The organism is Azospirillum brasilense, from assembly GCF_003349955.1.
In the GTDB taxonomy this organism is placed as follows: Bacteria; Pseudomonadota; Alphaproteobacteria; order Azospirillales; family Azospirillaceae; genus Azospirillum; species Azospirillum brasilense_B.
On record NZ_QLKQ01000039.1, the window covers coordinates 1 to 20273 of the forward strand.

Sequence of the window (20273 nt, forward strand, 5' to 3'; positions counted from 1 at the left end):
GACAAAACTCCCTCCCCTGCGAGAGCGGGGGAGGGCCGGGGTGGGGGCAAGCGCCTCCAACACACCGACAACGGTCCACCAATCCCATGTCCCCCCTCTTCACTCCGCTGAAGCCGGTCGCTCCGGCGCTGCGCACGGCGCTGGGCATCGCCTGTTTCGTGCTGTTCTTCCTGGGCTGGGGCATCGCCACCTACGGCGGCTTCGTGAAGCCGCTGTTCCTGGCCTCGCCCGGCGACACGCTGACGGCGGGCATCGCTCTGTTCCGGGAGTTCGGCTTCGCCGAGGACATCGCCGTCACGGTCTGGCGCGTCTTCGCCGGCTTCGCCATGGCCGCCGCCCTGGCGGTGCCGCTGGGCATCCTGATGGGGGCCTTCAAGCCGGTGGAGGCCTTCTTCGAGGCTTTCGTGTCCTTCGCCCGCTACCTGCCGGCCTCGGCCTTCATCCCGCTGCTGATCCTGTGGGCGGGTGTGGGCGAGCTTCAGAAGATCCTGGTCATCTTCATCGGCTCGGTCTTCCAGCTCATCATCATGGTGACGGTCATCGTGTCGGGCATCCGCAGCGATCTGGTGGAGGCCGCCTACACGCTGGGCGCCAAGCGCGACGGCGTGGTGCTGCGCGTCCTGCTGCCCGCCGCCTCGCCGCAGATCTTCGAGGCGCTGCGCCTCGTGCTCGGCTGGGCCTGGACCTACGTGATCGTGGCGGAACTGGTGGGCGCGTCGCGCGGCATCGGCCACATGATCATCGACGCCCAACGCTTCCTCGACACCGGCCAGATGATCTTCGGCATCTTCATCATCGGCGTGATCGGCCTGATCACCGACCTGCTGTTCCGGGCGCTCAACGCCCGTCTCTTCCCGTGGGCCAAAGGACGATAAGCGCCGGCCATGAGCAAGCTGTCCATCCGCAACGTCGAGAAGACCTTCCCCGGCCGCAACAGCACGGCGCCCACCCGCGCGCTGGTGCCGACGAGCCTGGAGGTCGCCGACAACGACTTCATCACCATCCTGGGGCCGTCGGGCTGCGGCAAGTCCACGCTGCTGCGCATCGTCGCTGGTCTGGAAACCCCCACCGCCGGCGAGGTGCTGCTGGAGGGCAAGGCGGTGTCCGGCCCCGGCCCCGACCGTGGCATGGTCTTCCAGTCCTACACCCTGTTCCCCTGGCTGACCGTGCGCGACAACGTCTGCTTCGGCCTGCGCGAGCGCGGCCTGCCGCGGGCGGAGCAGTTGGCGATCGCCGACCGCTTTCTGGCCCAGGTCGGGCTGAAGGGCTTCGAGAACCACCACCCCGCCCAGCTGTCCGGCGGCATGCAGCAGCGCACGGCGCTGGCCCGCGCGCTGGCCAACGACCCGAAGATGCTGCTGCTCGACGAGCCCTTCGGCGCGCTGGACCACCAGACGCGCGAGCTGATGCAGGAGCTGCTGCTGGGCATCTGGGAGGCCGACCGCAAGACGGTGATGTTCGTCACCCACGACATCGACGAGGCCATCTTCATGGCCAGCCGCGTGGTGGTGATGTCGGCCCGGCCGGGCCGCATCAAGTGCGACATCCCGATCGATCTGCCGCACCCCCGTTCCTACAAGGTCAAGACCACCCCGGAGTTCGCCGCCTACAAGGAGCGGCTGACCGAGGAGATCCGCGTCGAGACCATCAAGGCCGTGACGATGGAGCGCTGACGCGGCGCCATCCCGGACCGGCATACGCGAAGGAGCGGCGCTCGCGGGCGCCGCTCTTTTCTTTTTCGCACCGCTTTCCCTGCAACGGCCGGATCAGGACTGGCGGCCGGTGTTCATGACCAGATCGGACAGGGCGACGCCGGCGCGCTCGGCGTCCGACGCGAGGGAGCGCGGACAGTTCCAGTGCATCCGTCCCGCGATTTCGAGCATCCGGCCCCGCTGCTTCACCACCCACACACCGGTGGTCGCCATATGGATGACGCGCGCCAGCGGCTCCCCGCCGGAGACTGCGCGGGGCTGGGACGGGGATTGGGCAACGGCCGCCGGAACCGCCGCCGGATTTGCCGAATGGGTCGCCGCATCCGAACGTTCGAAGATCGGAGCGCAAGGATGGAGACGGACCGGCTGCAATGGATGCCGTTCGCGGCGGTCACTCGGGCGGCTCGCCGGGAGAACGGCAAGGGCCTGCGGCCTGGAAAGATGCAGCATGGTGGGCATCCTGGGACGTTTCCGAAGAGCCTGCGTCTGCCATGTGGCGCAGGTCGTTAGGACACTGAACCTTCCATGCAACTTTGGTGATGTAAAGGGGAAACGCGCCAAAGTCAGTGCAACGTTTCGACGCGGCATGATGGTAAACAAGTAATAACCAGAAAATAACTACAGTTTTTCACTGGAACCTGCACGCCGTTCCCATCGGCTTTGCTGAACGACCCCGCCCACCCATCTTAGGGAGAGGGTTGGGAAAGCGAAGCCACGCTCTTAGGGATGGTTTCGATGCCTTTCGCCCCGGAATAGTCACACGCGGACGGGTGTTCATTCCGTAAGCATGCGTGACAAGCGCAAGCTTGGCCGCCGGTCTCTCAGGCTGGCGCCACCCAAGAATGCAGGGAAGAAAATGGGTAGGATCATGGTGAAGAAACTGGCAGTGATCGTCGTTGGCGGCCTTGTTCTGACGGGCTGCTCGAACCTCAGCCACCGCGAACAGCGGACCTTGTCGGGTGGCGCCATCGGTGCCGCAGGCGGTGCCGCGGTCGGCGCCCTGACGGGAGGCAGCGCCGTGATGGGCGGCGTGATTGGTGGCGCGGCCGGCGCCGCGGTTGGCGCCTTGACCTCCAACAACGGCAAGCACCGGTAAACACGGTTTCAAAACACCGGTTTCACAACGGGGCTCGGGCCGCCGGACCAATGTCCGCGGCCACCCCGAGCTTCCGCGCACCTTGAACGTCAAGGTCTCAGCAGATTTTGATTTTCAAGGAGATTTTGGAGCGGGTGAAGGGAATCGAACCCTCGTCGTAAGCTTGGGAAGCGGATTTTGCCGCTCCCCAAGCTTCGATATTGTTGTAAGCAGTTGTAGCAACAGGAAAGTGCATTACCACTATCTCCTTCTGCCTACCGTGATCTACCGCCTTCCGTGTCACAGATTGTCACGCGCTGGGTGGCTGTCGCCGCCGCCCAAAACGCGATGCATCACCCAAGCGATGCCCAGGGTGGGTGGCGGGCGCAGGTCGACCTGTTCGTGACTGCTGACCAGATCGTGGTGGACATCCTCGACGATGGCCCTGGTATTCCCGAGGCCGAGCGGGAGAAGGTGTTTCAGTCCTTCTACCGCATCGAACACTCTCGCAGCCGCGAGTCGGGCGAGTTCGGCCTTGGCATGACGGTCGCTTGCGCAACGATCCGAGCGCAAGGCGGGGGCATCGTGCTCGTCGACCGGCCGGAAGGAGGGGGGCGTGTGGCGGTTTCCCTGCCGCCGTCGCCCTGATCAGGAGTACGCCTCCCTTCAGACGCTCAATCAGTTATAGGATACTCAATAAAAGCCCGATCAGTAACCCATTTCCGACCACAGGTTAGCATCCCTTTCTACTTGGAGATCGGCCAGCGGTACTGAGATCCTGGTGAAGTCGATGCGGTACATCGGGAGCTGCCAGTCATTGTACAGCGGGCCGAGTTGTTCTTCTCGTGCTGCATCAGTTATGAGCCCTGCTTTTTGCAATGCAATGAGCATCTCTCGGGTTAGGTTTCTGGCATCACTCCAGTTCTGCGTTTCCGCAAAGTCAATTTGGCTCCATATGGACGAGGTTATGTCAAGCCCTGCCCTTGTGAAGGCGCCCATGTCCCGGAGAGCTTGGCACAATCGCCAAGCGAGGGGCTCGCCATAACGGAACGCTGGTGCCAGTGCGTCCGGTTCGTTCCACATCGGCTCACCGTCTTCATGAGTGACAATGTCGGCGTAAAGCAGGCTTTCTCGCGCATATATTGTCCAGTTTGGCAGGATGTACTCGCCCACCGCACCTTCAAGATAGTGAGACTTGCGATTGTCATCGACGTAATCCTGAAGCTGCTTAACATCGACAGGCCTCCAGCTCTGCGCTTCAACATAGATCAGTCTAGCGAGATGGTCGTAGAACCACCCCATCATCGGTCCGATACGCGACTGCCGCAGCTTCGGCGGACAACGCACAATGTCCATAAGGATCAGGATCTTTGCAATCTCTTCCCTGGCGTGACCATCCAGGATGGTTGCTCCCCGATGGTGCTCGTCCAGCGCCTTCGAGGCCGCAAGCAGGTCCTCTGCGCTCTTCATCAAGACCGGCAGACCTTCGGCAATGACGTCTAACTGCTTCGTCTGAGGTAAGTTCGGTAGTATGCGTCCACGCCGCATACCGATGTCGTCCGACTTCTTCGCTTCCATCGTCTGCCCGCAAATGGGATACGCTGCGCGTGCTGCAATCCAAAGCCGCCGCGCACATCAGGCTCAGCGTGCCTCCTGGTCACATCACACTATAGCTTAAAACGTGGCCGGTTGAGAGGATCCCTGGTACACGAGCCGTCCGAACTGAAGCGGCAATTCGGAGGCCAATGGTATGGATCCGGACGCGTAGTGATAAAGGTAACAATCAGCTGTGAGCACGGCTATTAGGCCACCGCGAGTGAATTGCACCCCCTCAATCCCGCTGCCCCGGTCAGAGCAGACATCTAACTGTTGGACAATTTGCCCGTCTCGGGCGTCCAGGAGGTAAACGATGCCCTCCGAGCTTCCGACCGCTATAATTGGAACGTCTCGCGAAGCGGAACTGAACATCAACGCATTTAGGGCGAGCTGTGACTCGCAAAAATCGCGCTGATCAGCCGTAAGAGTAGATGGATGGAAGAGAAAATTCGTTATCATTTCCCCCTGTACCGTATCTACTAGCGACTCTCTTCTTGCTATTGTACTTTGCATATGCTTTGAGAGCTTAAATGTTTTCGATATTTTAGCTGATTTTACCGAAAATATATCAATCTTTCCATTGCCGAATGTTATGGCTAATTCGTTACGCGTCGGGACGTACGCCATAGAGTAGGCGTGGGACCAGGGACGCGAGCGACTGTCCACCTCAACCTCTCTCAGTGAATACCTCCCGCGCCGTATCACAAGGCGCGCAATTTTCTCATTCTGGCCGGCAATCCATGCTTCGTTATTGCTTACGAATGCTGCGCAGTATGGCTCCCAGGGGAGGTCGCGCGCGAATATTATTTCGAAAGTTTTGCTTGAGATATTAACGGACATTACGCCTTCGCGCCCATAAATTAACAACCTCATTCCATTTGGCGATATCTTAACGCCATGGGGTGTGATTCCTGAAATTTTTGCTACCATTATGCTTTTTCTATTCCAAATGAAAACATTTCCTTCGCTATCGATGGCCACATGTCGATCCGGGCCAGCCATAGCCGTTCCGATGACCGACGAAGGCATGAGCCGATCAAGCGTGTAGACGGACGACACGGTGAATAAATGGAGCGCCGAATTGCCAGAGCTTACCATCGTTTCAAAGCAGTCATAATCACCGGACAGCGACGGAATGTCGCCAATTGCACCGCGAGGAACTCGCTTGGTATGGATTAACTTGAACTCATCCATATCACTGAATTTTACACGATCGTTCAAGCTAGAATAGTACCAAGGACGCTGCGCTCCTCCTGTCATCCTCATCACATCAAATCCAACTTTCTTAAACACGTCCTCTATTGTCAGTCCGTGGAGGAGCGCATAGTCACAGAATTTTTTACAATACAAACTATTCCCATCCTTTCCGTCCTTCGCAATTTCTCCAAAACTTGTAGAGTACGCAATAAGCGTATCATCAACGTTTGATTCCTGTTCCCGAATGACATCCAAAAAATTCCCGCTTCGATTCCACTCTTCCGCCGACCATCCCTTCACACCCTCCCGGCAAGCGTCCACGACCAAAACCTTAGGCCCTCCGCAACCACGTAGAGCCCTAATGAGGGCTGACGTTGGGACGCAAAAATAATCAAGAGATCCTGCGCTTAATGGAAATTCAGCATCCACAGGAATTATGTATCCGGCTCCGCGGAATTCCACGCCATGACCAGCAAAGTAGATCAATGCCATTTCCGATTCTGACGCCATCTTCTCAAAAGCATCTAGGTGACTTTCGAGATTGGCTCGATCAATATCGGTAATTAACGTTGCTGAAAATCCACGAAGCTGGAGGAGGCTGTGCACTTTCAACGCATCGCCAATTGGATTGTCAAGCGGAAGATCTTTGTATTCTCCATTCCCAATTATTAGGGCGGCCCGCTTTCTCATCGAAGTTACCCTTGTATATTTTAGATATCGAAGCGTTGAGGCTAGATTAATTGGTAAAACTGGTGGGAAACTTACGTCGTGGCGAGGGGTTGTGAAATTTTAGCATATTTGATCGAGCATGCACGCAATTTGTAGCGGATGCGGAAGAAGGCTCTCGCTTGACGAGTTGATCTAACATTTCCGCAATTAATCGGTAGAGGCAATCGCGGAAGAGAGTGTGGGTGGCACTCGGTCACAATCAGAAGCGCGGGTTCGTTCGCACCCTGAAGGCCGGGGCCATGTGGTCGCCATGGCGGGGGATGGCGTCAACGACGCGCCGGCACTCGCCGAGGCCGGCATCGGCATCGCAATGGGCACCGCGACGCGGACGTGGCCGTCCATTGCGCCGGCGTGCCCCTGGTGAAGGCGACATGGCCGGCATCGTGCGGGCACGGGCCTTGAGCCGGGCGACGATGCGGAACATCCGGCAGAACCTGTTCCTGGCGTTCGTCTACAACGCGGTGTGGCGTGCCGGTCGCGGCTGGCGTCTTCTATCCGCTGTTCGGCTGGACACTGAGCCCCATCATCGCCGTGGCGGCGATGGCGCTCAGTTCGGTCAACGTGATCGGAAATGCCCTACGATTGCGGCCCCTCTGCCTATAGAATGGAAGGTCCATTGGCAGGCTGGCCGCCAAGGGACGGTTTCGCCCGTCCGCAAAAAGGGTGACAGTGATTCCAGCGTTTCGAGTACATCGGAGGGGTGATCCAGAATGTCTTACAAGTCCGGGCACACTTACCAGACGCTGAAGAGCGCCCTCTCGTCGACTCGTTCGTCGTTTCCTGATCATTCAACCGTGGCCGAGATGAGGCCGCACTCTCAAACCATTCATCTGCACCGTGTGAGGGAGGAAACGTACAAGGACGATATTCGTGCACATCGCTTCGATCTCGCGCGTCCATCGGTGGAGACGATCTTCCACGAGCTGACGCATTGGGCCGACTTGGTGAGCACCGTGTGGGGGCAGGAATATCTTGTCGGCTTGTTCGACGCCTACGACGTCATTGTGCGGACACAGGGCGATGAGAGTACATACTGGAAGGTGATCGAGCATTTCGACCAAGATCGCCGCATCATGCTTCCGCGCTATTATCGAACCGTCGCTAAGGAACAACAACTGCACAGCGTTAGCCGACCTTGGACGATTGAGTTCAGTTGCGGGCAGGAATTTTCCCCCGATGGCAGGATAAACCCTGCACATCCCTTGATGTTTGTTCGTTTTGGCGAGAATCCTTCTGGTGCGCTGGTCGCGCGCCAACCGCTGACCGTCGGCGCTCTTCTCGAGACAATAGCCACGTACTCAGAACTGAAATCTGGCATGCCCTTGCTCTACAAGCCAGATCCGATCGAGATGAAGATTGACTCGCAGAATTGGTCGAAAGAGAAATCATCCATTCTGTACCAAGCCGAGCTGACGACGTACACGGCTCCTGCTCATCTTTTATCTTTTAGAACAAAGACGGGCGAGATGTTGCTGAGCTATGAGAAGGCGGCGAGCCTCGCATATGTGTGCCTAAATCTAACGGACGAGTCCTTTGACCGCCTTAAGCATCCTAAGGAGTACGAGCCTTTTGGAGAGGACCGCCTTGCCGCCTTCATCAAGGCCAGAAATCGGGGCTATGCTTTTGCGGCCATTGCGACGTATGCTCCGGTGCATGATGATGCTGTCGCGACGCAAGATTGGTTGAATCTTGCAATGGAGAACGCCGGTCTATTGAGCATTGGGGAACTCCAGCAACGAGCCTATGCCCATTTTGAGAGCCTGTCGCGCCAACTCACGGTCCGCAACGATCTTGACTTGGTGAGGGATTACCTTCTCGAAATCGGGCGGCAGGTCTTTGGCATTCGGTCGCAGATTGGCAGTCCAGAAATCACACAGTCCGCACTGAGCAACCGGAAAATGCCTCTTCCTCCGCTCTTCGACTCCGAGGGCACACTGATGGAGGTCGGAGAGGTTCCTTGGGATCGCAGTCGCCATGATCCGGAGCATATGTTCGAGTGCGAGTGGGCTTTGCGGGAGTTTAGAGACAACTTCCTCAAGGGCTGCCGCGGAATTGGTCGGCAGGAGGAGGACGAATAGTCCAAAACGGAAACTGCCGATGGTTCTGCCGGCTCGGTCTGGAAGGTGACGTGCCGGATCACTCGACCTTCTCCAAGAACCGGCACGGCCGCTTCCGCGACAGCGAACTCCTGCGGAAGCTGTTCGAAACGACCGTGCAGCGCTGCCTGGAGGCCGGGCTGGTCGGCGGCGACGGCTTTGCGGTCGATGCAGCCTGATCCGGGCGGACGCCAACAAGCAGCGCTCGGCGGCGGGATCGGAGGAGGTCGACTGAGAGGCGATGGCGGCAACCCGCCGCTCGGTCCGGGAGTATCTCGACACGCTGGACGAGGCTGCCTGGGGCGCCGCCAGCGAGGTGAAGCCCAAGTTCGTCTAGCGCTCGGATCCGGCCGCGCAGCGGACGGGGGCACAGAAGGGCCATGCGTTCTTCGCCTACGCCACCAACTACCTGATCGATCTGACGCGAGCGGAAGTAGGTCGAGATGCTGTTCGCCCACCTCAAACACATCCTGAGGCTCGACCGGCTGCGATTGAGGGGGCCGAACGGCGCCCGCGACGAGTTCCACCTCGCCGCCGTCGCCCAGAACCTTCGCAAGCTCGCCAAGCGGATTTTGTCACATCCCAAGCTGCGACGTTCTTGTAAGTTGTTGTAATATAGGGGAAAGCCATTACCGCTATCTCCCCGTGTCTACCGTGATCTACCGCCTCCCGTGTCACAGATTGTTACGCGCCACCGGGGCGGCTGTGGTGGCGTTCAGATGGCCCCCTTGGCGGCTGCCCTCGGCGCACTCGTGCCTTTGTATGCAGCTCCCGGCGGGAGAAATTGGGTGGAAGAGCTGTTTTCCTGGTTTCGCCAAATCGATCTTCGTCCGGAGGAGACAGGGCGGAGGCTCCTGGACCGATCCCCCATGCCGACCAAGCGTCGCCGGCCACCATATCGCAAGCGTGACGAAAAGATAACTTACTTGGTCGCCGTGACCGGGTGGGAGCACTATTACGGTTTCCGGATCGCCACCGGCAGCGCATGGGAACCTGGCCCCTATTATGAGCTCGCGACGCTGATCCTGCGGGGCGAGGTCGTGCGCCCGGAAGGCTTCAAGCACCCCTGCGGGGAGGTCACGCTGAGTTCCCGAGCGGGCATGCTCCAAGAGGCGGGGGAACCAAAGTGCATTGGAAGCCTCAGCGTACGCGGTGACCTCCTTCAAGCATACGTCTTCATTCCGGCCGAGCGGCTGGCGGAACTGGTTGCCGTTGCGGCGAGCGGCCGCATCCGTATCGCCGCAGTGGGTGGAACCAAGCTGCGATACCGCAGCGGCACCATACACTCCGTGACCCTGAACACGGAGTTCGACCCAGAGGAGTGGTGAGCGGAGGGAGGGTTCCGCTGCGTGATGATCTCGCCGTCACCTTGCCCACTGCGTCCGCGTAATGATCCCAGCCAGATCTGCCGAAGACCATAAGGGCACCGTGGCGCTTTCACCACGCCTCGGGCCACAACCAAGTGCGAGCCCACTCGCCGAGTAGCAGGCGCTTCACACACCACCTGGGGCAGGTGCGCGCAAATGGCAAGCTCAAGAGATCGAATTCTGCGTTTACGCATGTCTCGATGATTGTGGCGCGCCTGAGTTGCTAAAACAAAAATTTCTGTTAGAGAATGGATGGATTTTCCCAGACGCAGGTCCCTGAAATGCCGTCCGACTCTCCTGATGCATCCGCTCTCGAAGAAGCTCGGACTTTCATCATCAACAACTGCTTAGCCCGTAACCCGGTGATCGTGCTCGGCAGCGGCGCCTCGGTCCGGCACGGACTGCCAACCATGGACCAGCTCAAGGGCGCCATCGTCGACGCAGTCGATCCTCTGAAGCGTACCGGCGCGGAGGACGAGGCCTGGAAGCAGTTCAAGGCCGTTCTGGCCGAGAAGGATTCCAGAACTGGCCAAGCCACGGACCTGGAGACCGCGTTGCAGCGTGTCGGCCTGCACGAGCATCCGGCCCTCCACGACGCCGTGATCGATGCCAGTTGGTCCCGCGTGGCGGCCGATGACCAGAAGGCGTTCCTGTCGTTCCTGGCCGGAGGAGAACTGCCGCTCGCCCGGCTGTTCCGCTTCCTGCTGAACAGCCAGCACCGCCGCGTCACCGTGGTCACGCCCAACTACGACCGCATCGCCGAGTACGCGGCGGACGTCGCCGGATTCTGCCACCGTACCGGCTTCGGCTCCGGCTACATTCGGACGTGGCAGGAGATGGACCGGCCGGTGCGCTTCTACCACGCCGACCTAAAGGTCGAGGAGCGCACGATCGACATCTGGAAGGTGCACGGCTCCATCGACTGGTTCCGAATCGGTGATCCGGGGCGGGAGCGTATCCTCAGCCTGCCCATCGACGCGTCCGACACCGCGCCGCCCACGCGGATGTCTATAGCGCGCCCAGTGATCGTGCCGCCTGGTCGGGGCAAGTACGAGGAGACGCACCGCGACCCTTACCGCTCCTGCATGCGTGAGGCCGATCGCAGCTTGGGGCAGGCGCAAGCCTTCCTGTGCGTCGGCTACGGCTTCAACGACAGCCACCTTCAGGAGCGGTTGGTGAGCCGCTGCCGCGACGCCAGGCTGCCGGTGGTGCTCGTAACCCGCGACATTACGCCGAAAGCCAAGGAGTTGTTGATCGACGCCAAGGCCAACTGCGTGATTCTGTCCAAGGGCAAAGCCGCGGGGATGACTCTCATTCATACGCCGACCCAGCGCGACGGCGTCGCGGTGGAGGGGGCCGACCTGTGGGACTTCCCGCATTTCCTCGACTTCGTGCTGTAGGAGCCCGCCATGTTCGTCTTCCGCGACGAGACCGCACTGGGCAAGGTTGTGTCGGTCGACACTGGGACCGTGGTAGTCCAGGTGCACGCCCCAGACCGGCTGCAGCGGCTTCAGGTCAATCGGCTCGTAGTGCTCCAGGCCCGGCCGGGGCAGCCGCTGATCGGTGTGGTACGGAAGATCACCAGGCAGATGGACGGCGAGGGGGTGGACGAGGAGACGCTGCCCGGGCTGACTCTGTCGGAGAGCAACTTCGTCCGCATCGCCCTGGTCGGCACGCTGTTCCACCGCGACCGCGGCCAGCGGCACGTATTCCGGCGCTCACTGGAGGCGGTCCCGCAGATCGACGCCCTGTGTTTCGCTCTGGAGGGACCGGATCTTACCGCGTTCATGCAGGTGGTCTCGCAGATCGGTGCCGGCGACACGGAAGCGCTGTCGCTCGGCAGCTACACGCTGGACGCTGGGGCCGCCGCACTGCTGAATGGCAACCGCTTTTTCCAGCGCCATGCCGTCGTCGTCGGCAGCACCGGGTCGGGCAAGAGCTGGACGACGGCGCGCCTACTGGAGCAGGTGGCCGATCTGCCGAACGCCAATGCGCTGGTGTTCGACATCCACGGCGAGTACCGCACGCTGACCGGTTCCGGCTTCCGCCACCTCCGAGTCGCCGGCCCGGCCGATTTGGACGAAGGAACGGCCTCGCCCGACGTGCTGTACCTTCCCTATTGGCTGCTGAACTACGATGCCCTGCGCACACTGCTGGTGGAGCGCAGCGACCAGAACGCGCCCAACCAGTCGATGCTGATCGGCCGGCTGGTGCGGGAGGCGAAGGAGAAGTTCCTGCAGGAGGCTGATCGCAAGGATCTGCTGGCGGGCTTCACTGTGGACAGCCCGATCCCGTTCGACCTTGACTGGGTGCTGAGCCGCTTGGGTGAACACAACGAGGCCATGGAAGTCAATCCACACACCAAGAAGGAGCGTCAAGCCGAGTTCAACAACAAGCTCGGCCGGCTGATCGCGCGGCTGGAGGCGAAGACCCAGGACCGCCGCCACGGGTTCCTGTTCGGCGGTCGGCCGGCGACCGGCGAACTCGGCTACCTCGACACGCTGGTCGAGCGCCTGTTGGCCGGACGGCGCGGGCAGTCGGACGAGAAGGGCGGCGTCAAGATCATCGACTTCTCCGAGGTGCCCTCGGACATCCTGCCGCTGATCATCGCCATGGTGGCGGGGCTGGCCTTCTCGGTACAGCAGTGGACCCCTTCGGACCGGCGTCACCCCATCGCGCTGTTCTGCGACGAGGCGCACAACTACATCTCCGACCTTGCCCAGGACGACTCCGAGGCGCGCGTCGCCGTCCGCACCTTCGAACGGCTGGCCAAGGAGGGCCGCAAGTACGGCGTTGGGCTGGTGATCATCAGCCAGCGTCCAGCCGAGGTGAGCCGCACGGTGATCAGCCAGTGCAACAATGTTATCGCCATGCGCCTGACCAATGCCGAGGACCAGAGCAGGGTGCGCAGCCTGCTGCCCGACACGCTAGCTGGTTTCGCCGACCTACTGCCGGTTCTCGACGTCGGCGAGGCGGTAGTGGTGGGTGACGCCAGCCTGCTGCCGGCCCGCGTGCGGATTGCCGAACCGCGCAGCAAGCCCGATAGCTTGACTGTTGAGTTCTGGACGCGCTGGTCGGCCGACAACAATCCCGGTGGTCTTAGCAACGCCTGCGAGGCATGGCGCCGACAGAGTTTCGTGACGACTGCAGTACAGCCTGTGGCAGCGCTCGAAGCGGAAATCGCATAGGCATGATGCCGCCCAGAGGTGGTTGCTTTCATCCGTCCGGGCGAGGTGCGAGCATAACAGCCTTTCGTCATTTCCAAGATTTCTCTAAAAAGGGCAAGAAGATGACCCTCGGCGCCAGCCCAAGCTCCCAATAGGCATCTTAAATAAATCAAGGAAAACCCTTTGGGTTTGTGCCTCTAAACGTCTATAACTCCGTCAGTATTGACCCATATGAGAGATAAATTCGCCAATCCAGATAATGATCCGCGTGGTCCGTACTGCGCTGTTGATCTAACGATGCCGGGATCGAAGCCACCATTACTCTACGAATGGCAGGGCATTCTGCCGCCACGTGGACGCTGCTGGCGAATCACTCGTGAACGCGGGGAGGAAATGGAGGCTGATGGCCGTGTCATATGGCCGAAGAGAAGCCGACTTCCGCGCATGAAACGATACTTGGCTGATCTGCCAGATCATCGGAACGATGATGTGCTCGATGCATCTGGGGCTGCGACAAAAATTCAATTAGTCCTCCGAAAGGCTCTTCGTGCCATCGCAAGCGAGATTGCGCGGACGCCGAGAGCATTAGGTGCTGTAGAATGGAGAGATTTGGAGCGAGTGCTGCGTGAAGTTTTTGAATCCATTGGATTCGACACTCGATTAACGCGCCCTGGACGCGATGGCGGATTCGATTTAGAAGTATCTTGTTTCGAAGAGGGGCGCAAAGAGGTTTACTTAGTTGAGGTAAAACATTGGAAGCCTCCTTCAAGACCAGGGATGGCGATTGTTTCTCGATTCACTGAAGTTGTCATTGCCGAACGGGCGGATCGTGGGCTGCTGTTGTCAAGCTCTGGATTCACTAGGGAGGTGATTCGCGGGCGATCAGAGGTGGAACAGCAGCTCGTGCGCATTGGTTCGGACAGCAAAATTGTGACGCTGTGCCAGTTATATGTTCGCAATGGACGCGGGGCTTGGCTTTCGACATCAGCGCTTCCTGAGATTCTTTTCCACGGTACTATTTGAGGTGATGATAAAGATATTGGCATTACGCGAAGACATCCGCCGTATGTAAATTGTATAAATTTTAGTATTGCGACAGAACTCTTCCGTGTCTATAACTAAAATAGTGCGAATCATACCTGAGTTATTAAGCTATATTGCTTGGAAAGGTCGGCCGCATGTGATAAATATGGTCACCTAAAACCATTTTTCGGCGAAAGCGAGAGCTGAATATTTGTGCCGCCGCTTTGTGGATCCGCCTGGGCGAGTGTCGTGGTGATGCCCGCCGATGTAACCTCCTTCTGGTAACTGAAACGGGCTTCTTTCCGTCCGTACACGCCGAATGCGAGTTATTGCATGCCATTCTGGACTGCTCAGAGAAGCTCGATTAGCTTTACGCGCGTTGCGGATATGATCGCATCTTCGCTAGCGTAAGGGATATTCGATGGGATCGCTCTACCTGAATCGGCTTGGCAAGGATGAACGTCAGGTTCTTGTTGCTCAGCTTTGGCAGCAGCAGGCAGGGAAATGCTTTATTTCCGGCAAGCCAATCGATCTGGCGTTGCACGAGGTGGACGTCGACCACATCATCCCAACACGGGATAATGGCAAGGACGATCCGACCAATTTCGCCCTTACGCTCTCCCACTATAACCGGTCTAAACAGGCGAGTGACCTGCGCATTGCGCGGGTGCTCGCCCGGTTCGAGGACATCAAAGCCACTGCTGACAGTGACGACCGCGGCGCCAACCTGAACGACGTGCTGCGGTCGGTGGGCGGCTCTTCGGCGCCGTTGCGCGTGTCGGTCGATGAGCACACAGTGTCCTACCTGACTCCCGGCTCCGCCGATCCGGTGCGGTTGCCCCTGCACATGGATTCGCTGTCCGGCATGCGCTACTTCTTCGCCGTGCTGCCGGTGGAGTGCGTCTTCCACGACGACCGCATCAACCCACGCCCGATCGGCAGCAACCTGCGCGGCCTGATCGAGGAGTTCCACCGCCGGCGGCCTCAACTTCACGTCGCGCTGGGCTGGATCGAGACCGCCCGCCTCCCCGAAGCGCAGGTGCGCGTGTTCGATGGCCAGCACAAGGCCGCCGCGCAGATTCTGCTGGGGGTCCGGCACATTCCCCTGCGTGTGTTCGTTGATCCCGATCTCGACCGTCTGCTGACTGCCAACACCAACGCCGGCACGACTCTGCGGCAGGTGGCGTTCGACAAGTCGGTGCAGCGCCGGCTGGGTAGTTCGATCCTGCTCGACCGGATCGCCCGCTACCGCGCCGAAAAGAACCTGCCGGACGACTATGAAGAATTCTCTGAGAAGACGCTCGTCGAGCACTTTAAGGGGGAGCAGAAGGCGATGACTCGTTACATCCTCGACAGCGTGCGCGATGCCATCACCCACGACCCGAACAACAAGCTGATGGATTTCGTCGAGTACGCCGGCAAGGGTTACGCCAAGCCGTTCTCCTACAGCGCCCTCGAGAAGACCTTCTATAGCCAGTTCATCTACGGCGGGCTGCTCGAAACCCCCTGGAACTACCGTGCCGACTTCGGCGAAAACCCACGTGAGCTGGAAAAGACGCAGATCGTCCGGCTGATGACGCTGATCGCCGAAAAGCTCTACATCGGCCGATACGATGAGGAAGTCGGAACCCGCCGCCTGGAAAACGCGGTGCAGGGCGGCGACGACGTGCCGGAGCCCCATCTGCGCGCCTTCCGCATGGCGAAGGAGGAGATCCTGCAGTGCTGGCTCGGCTACATCCGCCGCATCGCGGAGCAGCACTTTCTGGTCATGGGCAAGAACGTGCGGCCGGAAAAGCTGTTCCAGTATCCGTTCCCGGAACAGCTGTGGACCAACATCGGCCATTTCATCGACAACCTCGCCCGCCTGCCCTTGTGGGTGAATCGCGAGGCGTCTTCGACCGTGTTCGGGGCCAAGCAGACCTATGGGTTTTGGCAGAGCATCTTCGAGGACGGGCTTACCCCGTCGCGCCAGCGGATCATGCCGGCCGGCCTCGACATCATGGACATGATCAAGGGCTGACGGCGCGTGCAGGCCGGTGGCCCGCCTACCTCGTCCGTGGTAGGGTCCGGTCGTTTCGCGTCAACCATCACCGACTGTTCCACACCCCATGCCCATTCTGCACTGGCTGACCCGTGACCAGGACATCACGGCCGCGCGCACCGTTCCCTACCGCCTTTTGGAGGAGGTTCCCGACCTCGGCTATGGAGACTGCGACGTCGGCAACATGCTGATTCAGGGCGATAATCTGGACGCCCTGAAGGCACTGCTGCCGTTTTATGCAGGGCAGGTAAAGTGCATCTTCATCGATCCACCGTACAACACCATGTCGGCGTTCGAGCATTATGACGACAACCTGGAGCACAGCCAGTGGTTGGCAATGATGTGGCCCCGGCTGGAGTTGTTGCGCGAGTTGTTGAGTGAGGACGGCTCGATTTGGATTTCGATTGACGACAATGAAGGGCATTACCTTAAAATTATCATGGACGAGATCTTTGGAAGGCGCAATTTTGTTGACACAATAATATGGGAAAAAGCCGACTCTCCGCGAAATTCTGCGCGGCAATTTTCATCTGACCACGATTATATTTTTTTATATTCAAAAACTGACGAATGGCAGCCAAATAAGTTGCCGCGCACTGAAGAAGCAAACTCCATATACGTTAATCCTGACAACGATAAAAGGGGGGCTTGGCTTCCTGGCGATCCATACGCAAACAAGCCTTATTCTAAGGGTACATATACCATTACTGGACCTACTGGCCGCACTTTTTCCCCGCCCCCAGGACGTTTTTGGAGAATTGCGGAGGAGCGACTTTGGGAACTTGACAAGGAAGGGCGCATTTGGTGGGGACCGGAAGGAAGCGCGCGACCAAGTATAAAACGCTATCTATCCGAAGTTTCAGATCTTGTCCCACGGACGCTTTGGTCAAAAACGGATGTTGGAAGCAATAGAACGTCAAAGAACGAAATGAGGTTGCTCTTTCCAGGAACAGTATCATTTGGCACACCGAAACCAGAGGCGCTTATTCAAAGAGCAATTCATATATCTACTGGTCCTGGAGACATCGTTCTTGATTCGTTCCTTGGCTCCGGCACCACCGCCGCCGTTGCGCAGAAAATGGGGCGTCGGTACATCGGCATCGAAATGGGTGACCATGCGATTACCCACTGCGTTCCACGCCTGAAAAAAGTGATCGATGGCGAACAGGGGGGCATCTCCAAGGCCGTTGGCTGGCAGGGCGGCGGCGGGTTCCGCTTCTACCGGCTCGGCCCGCCGGTATTCGAGGCCGACGGCGCCATCCGCCGGGACATTCGCTTCCCGGTGCTGGCCGCCCATGTCTGGTTCTCGGAAACGGGCGCGCCCTGGCCTGGCCCGGCGGAGTCACCCTTCCTCGGCGTGCACGACGGGCGCGGCTACGCGCTGCTGTACAACGGGATCCTCGGCGAACGGCGGCCGAACGGCGGCAACGTGCTGACGCGCCCCGTTCTGGCGCTGCTGCGCGAGGCCATCCAGCGGCAGGCGCCAGGCTTTGCCGGGCCGCTGACGGTCTACGGCGAACGCTCCGCCCTGTCGACGGCAGCGCTGGCGGCGGATTCCATCACCTTCAAGCAGACCCCGTACGACGTGAAGGCGCGGCGATAGGACGGCATCATGGACCTGAAGACATACCAGCGGGAAACACTCGGCGCGCTGCGGGAATTTTTGGAGCAGGCCCGGCTGGAGGGGCCAAAGGCTGCCTACGACGCCATGGTGCGTCGGCCGGAGCTGGCGGGCCGCCTGGGCCGGTACGGCGACCAGTACCGGCCGTTGGAGGGATTGCCGCAGGTTCCCTACGTTTGTCTGCGGCTGCCGACCGGCGGCGGCAAGACGATCCTCGCCGCGCACGGCGTGGAAACCGTGAAGGACGCCTGGACGGAGAAAGATTACCCGGTTGTGCTCTGGCTGGTGCCCAGCAACACAATCCGCCGGCAGACAGTGGAGGCGCTGAAGAACCCCCGCCACCCCTACCGGCAGGCGCTCGACAAGCCCTTCGGCGACCGCGTACGGGTGTTCGACATCGCCGACTTCGAGCAGATCCCGGCGCATGACCTCGGCACGCAGCTCTGCGTCGTCGTCGGGACGATCCAGACGCTGCGGGTGCAGAACACCGAGGGGCGCCGCGTCTACGCCAACAATGAGAACCTGGAACCGCATTTCGCCAAGGTGCCGCACGGGACGCCGGGCCTGGAACGGCTGCCGGACGGAAAGCCGAAACACTCCTTCGCCAACCTGCTGCACGTCCACCGTCCGCTGATGATCGTGGACGAGGCGCACAACGCGGTCACCGGCCTGACGCGCGACATGCAGCAGCGCGTGAACCCCTGCGCCATCATCGAGTTCACCGCCACGCCGCGGCTCGGTAGCAACACGCTCTACAGCGTGACCGCGCAGGAGCTGAAGGGCGAGGAGATGATCAAGCTGCCCGTCGTCCTATCCGAACACAAGACTTGGCAGGGCGCGGTGTCGGACGCGATCGCTCGGCGCGCCACCCTGGACACGGCGGCCAAGGGCGAGCGGGAATACATCCGCCCCATCGTCCTGTTCCAGGCCCAGCCCAAGAACCAGGAGGTGACCGTCGACGTGCTGCGCCAGCACCTGATCGACGTCGAGAACATTCCCGAACAGCGCATCGCCGTCGCCACCGGCGACCAGCGAGACCTGGACGGCATCGACTTGTTTGACCGGAGCTGCCCTATCGAGTTCATCATCACGGTGGAGGCGCTGAAGGAAGGGTGGGACTGCTCGTTCGCCTACGTCTTCTGCTCAGTCGCCAACATCCGCAGCGCCGTCGATGTGGAACAGCTGTTGGGCCGGGTCCTGCGCATGCCCTACGCGCGCCGCCGCCGCGCGGCCGTATTGAACCGCGCCTACGCCCACGTGACGGCTACCGCCTTCGCCGAGGCCGCGAACGCGCTGTGCGAGCGCATGGTGAACATGGGCTTCGACGAAGAGGAGGCGAAGGAGAACATCGAGCCGCAGCGCGAACTCGATTACGGCGATGAGGGCCTGTTCGGCTATCGCCCGCCGCCGGTGCCGAGCTTTTCGCACACAATCGCGGCGGACCCTGCCGTGATCGACGCGCTGACCGGGGCGGCCACGCATGGTGTGCGCGTGACGGCCGCTCCGGACGGCGCCGCGACGGTTGTCGTGAGCGGGGCGCTCAGCGCCGCCGCCGAGCAGGCCATCGCCACCGCCCTGCCGGAGAACCTGCGCCGGGGATTCCGGGAGGCGGCGGCGCAGTACAGGATGGACGTCCACGGCCGTCTATCACCCGCCCAGAGGGGCGAGCGGTTCGTCGTCCCGGCACTGGTGGCGGAGGTGCAGGGCAGTTTCCTCTTCGCCGACAGCGACCTGTTCCTAGAGTCGGTGGAGTGGTCCCCCCTCGATCACCCCGCCCGGCTGGACGCGGACGAGTTCAATCTGCGCGAAACCGCCGCAAGCTTCGAGATCGACCTCGACGGCAAGCGCGTCGTAATGCAGATCGCCGGCGAAAGCGAACAGCTGCCGCTCGGCATCGACGTGGAAGGCTGGACTGAGGAGGGGCTGGTCCTCTGGCTCGACCGGCAGACGCGCCACCCGGAGGTCTCGCAGGGCGATCTGATCCGCTGGCTGAGCGAGCTCGTGCATGATCTGGTGAAGGGACGCGGGATGCCAGTCGCCGCCCTGATGCGGGCGAAGTTCATCCTTGCACGGAAAATCCGAGAGAAGATCGCCGGCTTCCGGAGTGAAGCCCGCGCCGGCGCCTATCAGCGTTTCCTGTTCGACCCGCAGGCGCGCGTGGAGGTCAGCTTCGACGATGCCTTCGCCTTCGCGTTCAAGGAGGGCATGTACGACGACCAGCGTTTCTACCGCGGCCGCATGAAGTTTCGCCGGCACTTCCTCGGCCCCGACAAGGTGCCGGCCTTCGACGGCGTCGCCGGCGGCGAGGAGGAACGGTGCGCCATCGCGATCGACGGCATCGACGACATCGCCTTCTGGATCCGCAACGTGAGGCAGCACCGGAACTCCTTCCGGCTGCCGACCTCGTCCGACAATTTTTACCCGGACTTCGTCGCCCGGCTGAAAGACGGCCGCACCCTGGTCATCGAATACAAGGGCAAGCAGGGTTCCTCGACCGACGACACCCGCGAGAAGCGCGCCGTCGGGCTGCTGTGGGAACAGCGCAGCAAGGGCGAGGGACTGTTCCTCGTCGTCGAGGAAAAGGTGGAGGGCATGGACATGCGCACGCAGATCATACGCAAGATCACCAGCAGCCCGGCTCGCTGACGC

Annotated in this window: 17 protein-coding genes and 1 pseudogene; 15 read left to right on the forward strand and 3 right to left on the reverse strand. The window is 60.5% G+C overall.

The window, feature by feature from the left end; genetic code table 11:
- Nucleotides 1-86: 86 nt before the first annotated feature.
- Complete coding sequence (locus DXK32_RS17640) at nucleotides 87-875, forward strand: ABC transporter permease (protein WP_114859716.1); 789 nt, start codon at nucleotides 87-89, stop codon at nucleotides 873-875.
- A gap of 9 nt (nucleotides 876-884) precedes the next feature.
- On the forward strand, nucleotides 885-1673 hold the full coding sequence (locus DXK32_RS17645) for an ABC transporter ATP-binding protein (protein ID WP_014238630.1): 789 nt from the start codon (nucleotides 885-887) through the stop codon (nucleotides 1671-1673).
- Nucleotides 1674-1766: 93 nt separating this feature from the next.
- Here the strand turns inward: DXK32_RS17645 and DXK32_RS32230 are convergent, their stop codons facing one another.
- Nucleotides 1767-1925 carry a hypothetical protein gene (locus tag DXK32_RS32230; RefSeq protein WP_162801223.1) on the reverse strand — a complete coding sequence of 53 codons (159 nt, stop codon included), beginning with the start codon at nucleotides 1923-1925 and terminating at the stop codon, nucleotides 1767-1769.
- Nucleotides 1926-2580: 655 nt separating this feature from the next.
- On the opposite strand from DXK32_RS32230, the gene DXK32_RS17650 reads away from it, so the two are divergent.
- A complete protein-coding gene (locus DXK32_RS17650; protein WP_014238634.1) occupies nucleotides 2581-2808 on the forward strand; it encodes a YMGG-like glycine zipper-containing protein in 228 nt (75 codons plus the stop codon).
- A 276-nt stretch (nucleotides 2809-3084) separates the two neighbouring features.
- Entirely contained in the window at nucleotides 3085-3435 is a 351-nt protein-coding gene (locus DXK32_RS17655) for an ATP-binding protein (RefSeq protein ID WP_162801224.1), read from the forward strand.
- Between the two features lie 60 nt (nucleotides 3436-3495).
- Here DXK32_RS17655 and DXK32_RS17660 read toward each other — a convergent pair whose 3' ends face one another.
- Complete coding sequence (locus DXK32_RS17660) at nucleotides 3496-4365, reverse strand: hypothetical protein (protein WP_114859719.1); 870 nt, start codon at nucleotides 4363-4365, stop codon at nucleotides 3496-3498.
- 96 nt (nucleotides 4366-4461) lie between these two features.
- Nucleotides 4462-6270: a caspase family protein gene (locus DXK32_RS17665; protein WP_114859720.1), complete on the reverse strand. Its 1809-nt coding sequence runs from the start codon at nucleotides 6268-6270 to the stop codon at nucleotides 4462-4464.
- Nucleotides 6271-6559: 289 nt separating this feature from the next.
- On the opposite strand from DXK32_RS17665, the gene DXK32_RS33700 reads away from it, so the two are divergent.
- From DXK32_RS33700 to DXK32_RS17715, 11 genes and pseudogenes are all read left to right on the forward strand, one after another.
- A complete protein-coding gene (locus DXK32_RS33700; protein WP_205215756.1) occupies nucleotides 6560-6673 on the forward strand; it encodes an HAD hydrolase family protein in 114 nt (37 codons plus the stop codon).
- Nucleotides 6674-7019: 346 nt separating this feature from the next.
- Nucleotides 7020-8387, forward strand: a complete 1368-nt coding sequence (locus DXK32_RS17675; RefSeq protein WP_114859721.1) for a hypothetical protein — start codon at nucleotides 7020-7022, stop codon at nucleotides 8385-8387.
- Between the two features lie 17 nt (nucleotides 8388-8404).
- Nucleotides 8405-8841 (forward strand): annotated as a pseudogene (locus DXK32_RS17680) (transposase); the annotation flags it as partial.
- Between the two features lie 7 nt (nucleotides 8842-8848).
- Nucleotides 8849-9019: a hypothetical protein gene (locus tag DXK32_RS33705; RefSeq protein ID WP_432612351.1), complete on the forward strand. Its 171-nt coding sequence runs from the start codon at nucleotides 8849-8851 to the stop codon at nucleotides 9017-9019.
- A 174-nt stretch (nucleotides 9020-9193) separates the two neighbouring features.
- Nucleotides 9194-9733, forward strand: a complete 540-nt coding sequence (locus DXK32_RS17685; protein WP_162801225.1) for a hypothetical protein — start codon at nucleotides 9194-9196, stop codon at nucleotides 9731-9733.
- Between the two features lie 449 nt (nucleotides 9734-10182).
- Nucleotides 10183-11172, forward strand: a complete 990-nt coding sequence (locus DXK32_RS17690; RefSeq protein ID WP_162801226.1) for an SIR2 family protein — start codon at nucleotides 10183-10185, stop codon at nucleotides 11170-11172.
- Nucleotides 11173-11181: 9 nt separating this feature from the next.
- Nucleotides 11182-12960: an ATP-binding protein gene (locus tag DXK32_RS17695; RefSeq protein WP_114859724.1), complete on the forward strand. Its 1779-nt coding sequence runs from the start codon at nucleotides 11182-11184 to the stop codon at nucleotides 12958-12960.
- Between the two features lie 435 nt (nucleotides 12961-13395).
- Nucleotides 13396-13962 carry a restriction endonuclease gene (locus DXK32_RS17700; RefSeq protein WP_162801228.1) on the forward strand — a complete coding sequence of 189 codons (567 nt, stop codon included), beginning with the start codon at nucleotides 13396-13398 and terminating at the stop codon, nucleotides 13960-13962.
- A gap of 421 nt (nucleotides 13963-14383) precedes the next feature.
- Nucleotides 14384-15982 carry an HNH endonuclease gene (locus tag DXK32_RS17705; protein ID WP_114859726.1) on the forward strand — a complete coding sequence of 533 codons (1599 nt, stop codon included), beginning with the start codon at nucleotides 14384-14386 and terminating at the stop codon, nucleotides 15980-15982.
- An 88-nt stretch (nucleotides 15983-16070) separates the two neighbouring features.
- Entirely contained in the window at nucleotides 16071-17606 is a 1536-nt protein-coding gene (locus tag DXK32_RS17710) for a site-specific DNA-methyltransferase (protein ID WP_114859727.1), read from the forward strand.
- A gap of 9 nt (nucleotides 17607-17615) precedes the next feature.
- The gene (locus tag DXK32_RS17715) at nucleotides 17616-20270 is read left to right on the forward strand and encodes a DEAD/DEAH box helicase (protein ID WP_114859728.1); all 2655 of its coding nucleotides are present in this window, start codon (nucleotides 17616-17618) and stop codon (nucleotides 20268-20270) included.
- Nucleotides 20271-20273: the final 3 nt, after the last annotated feature.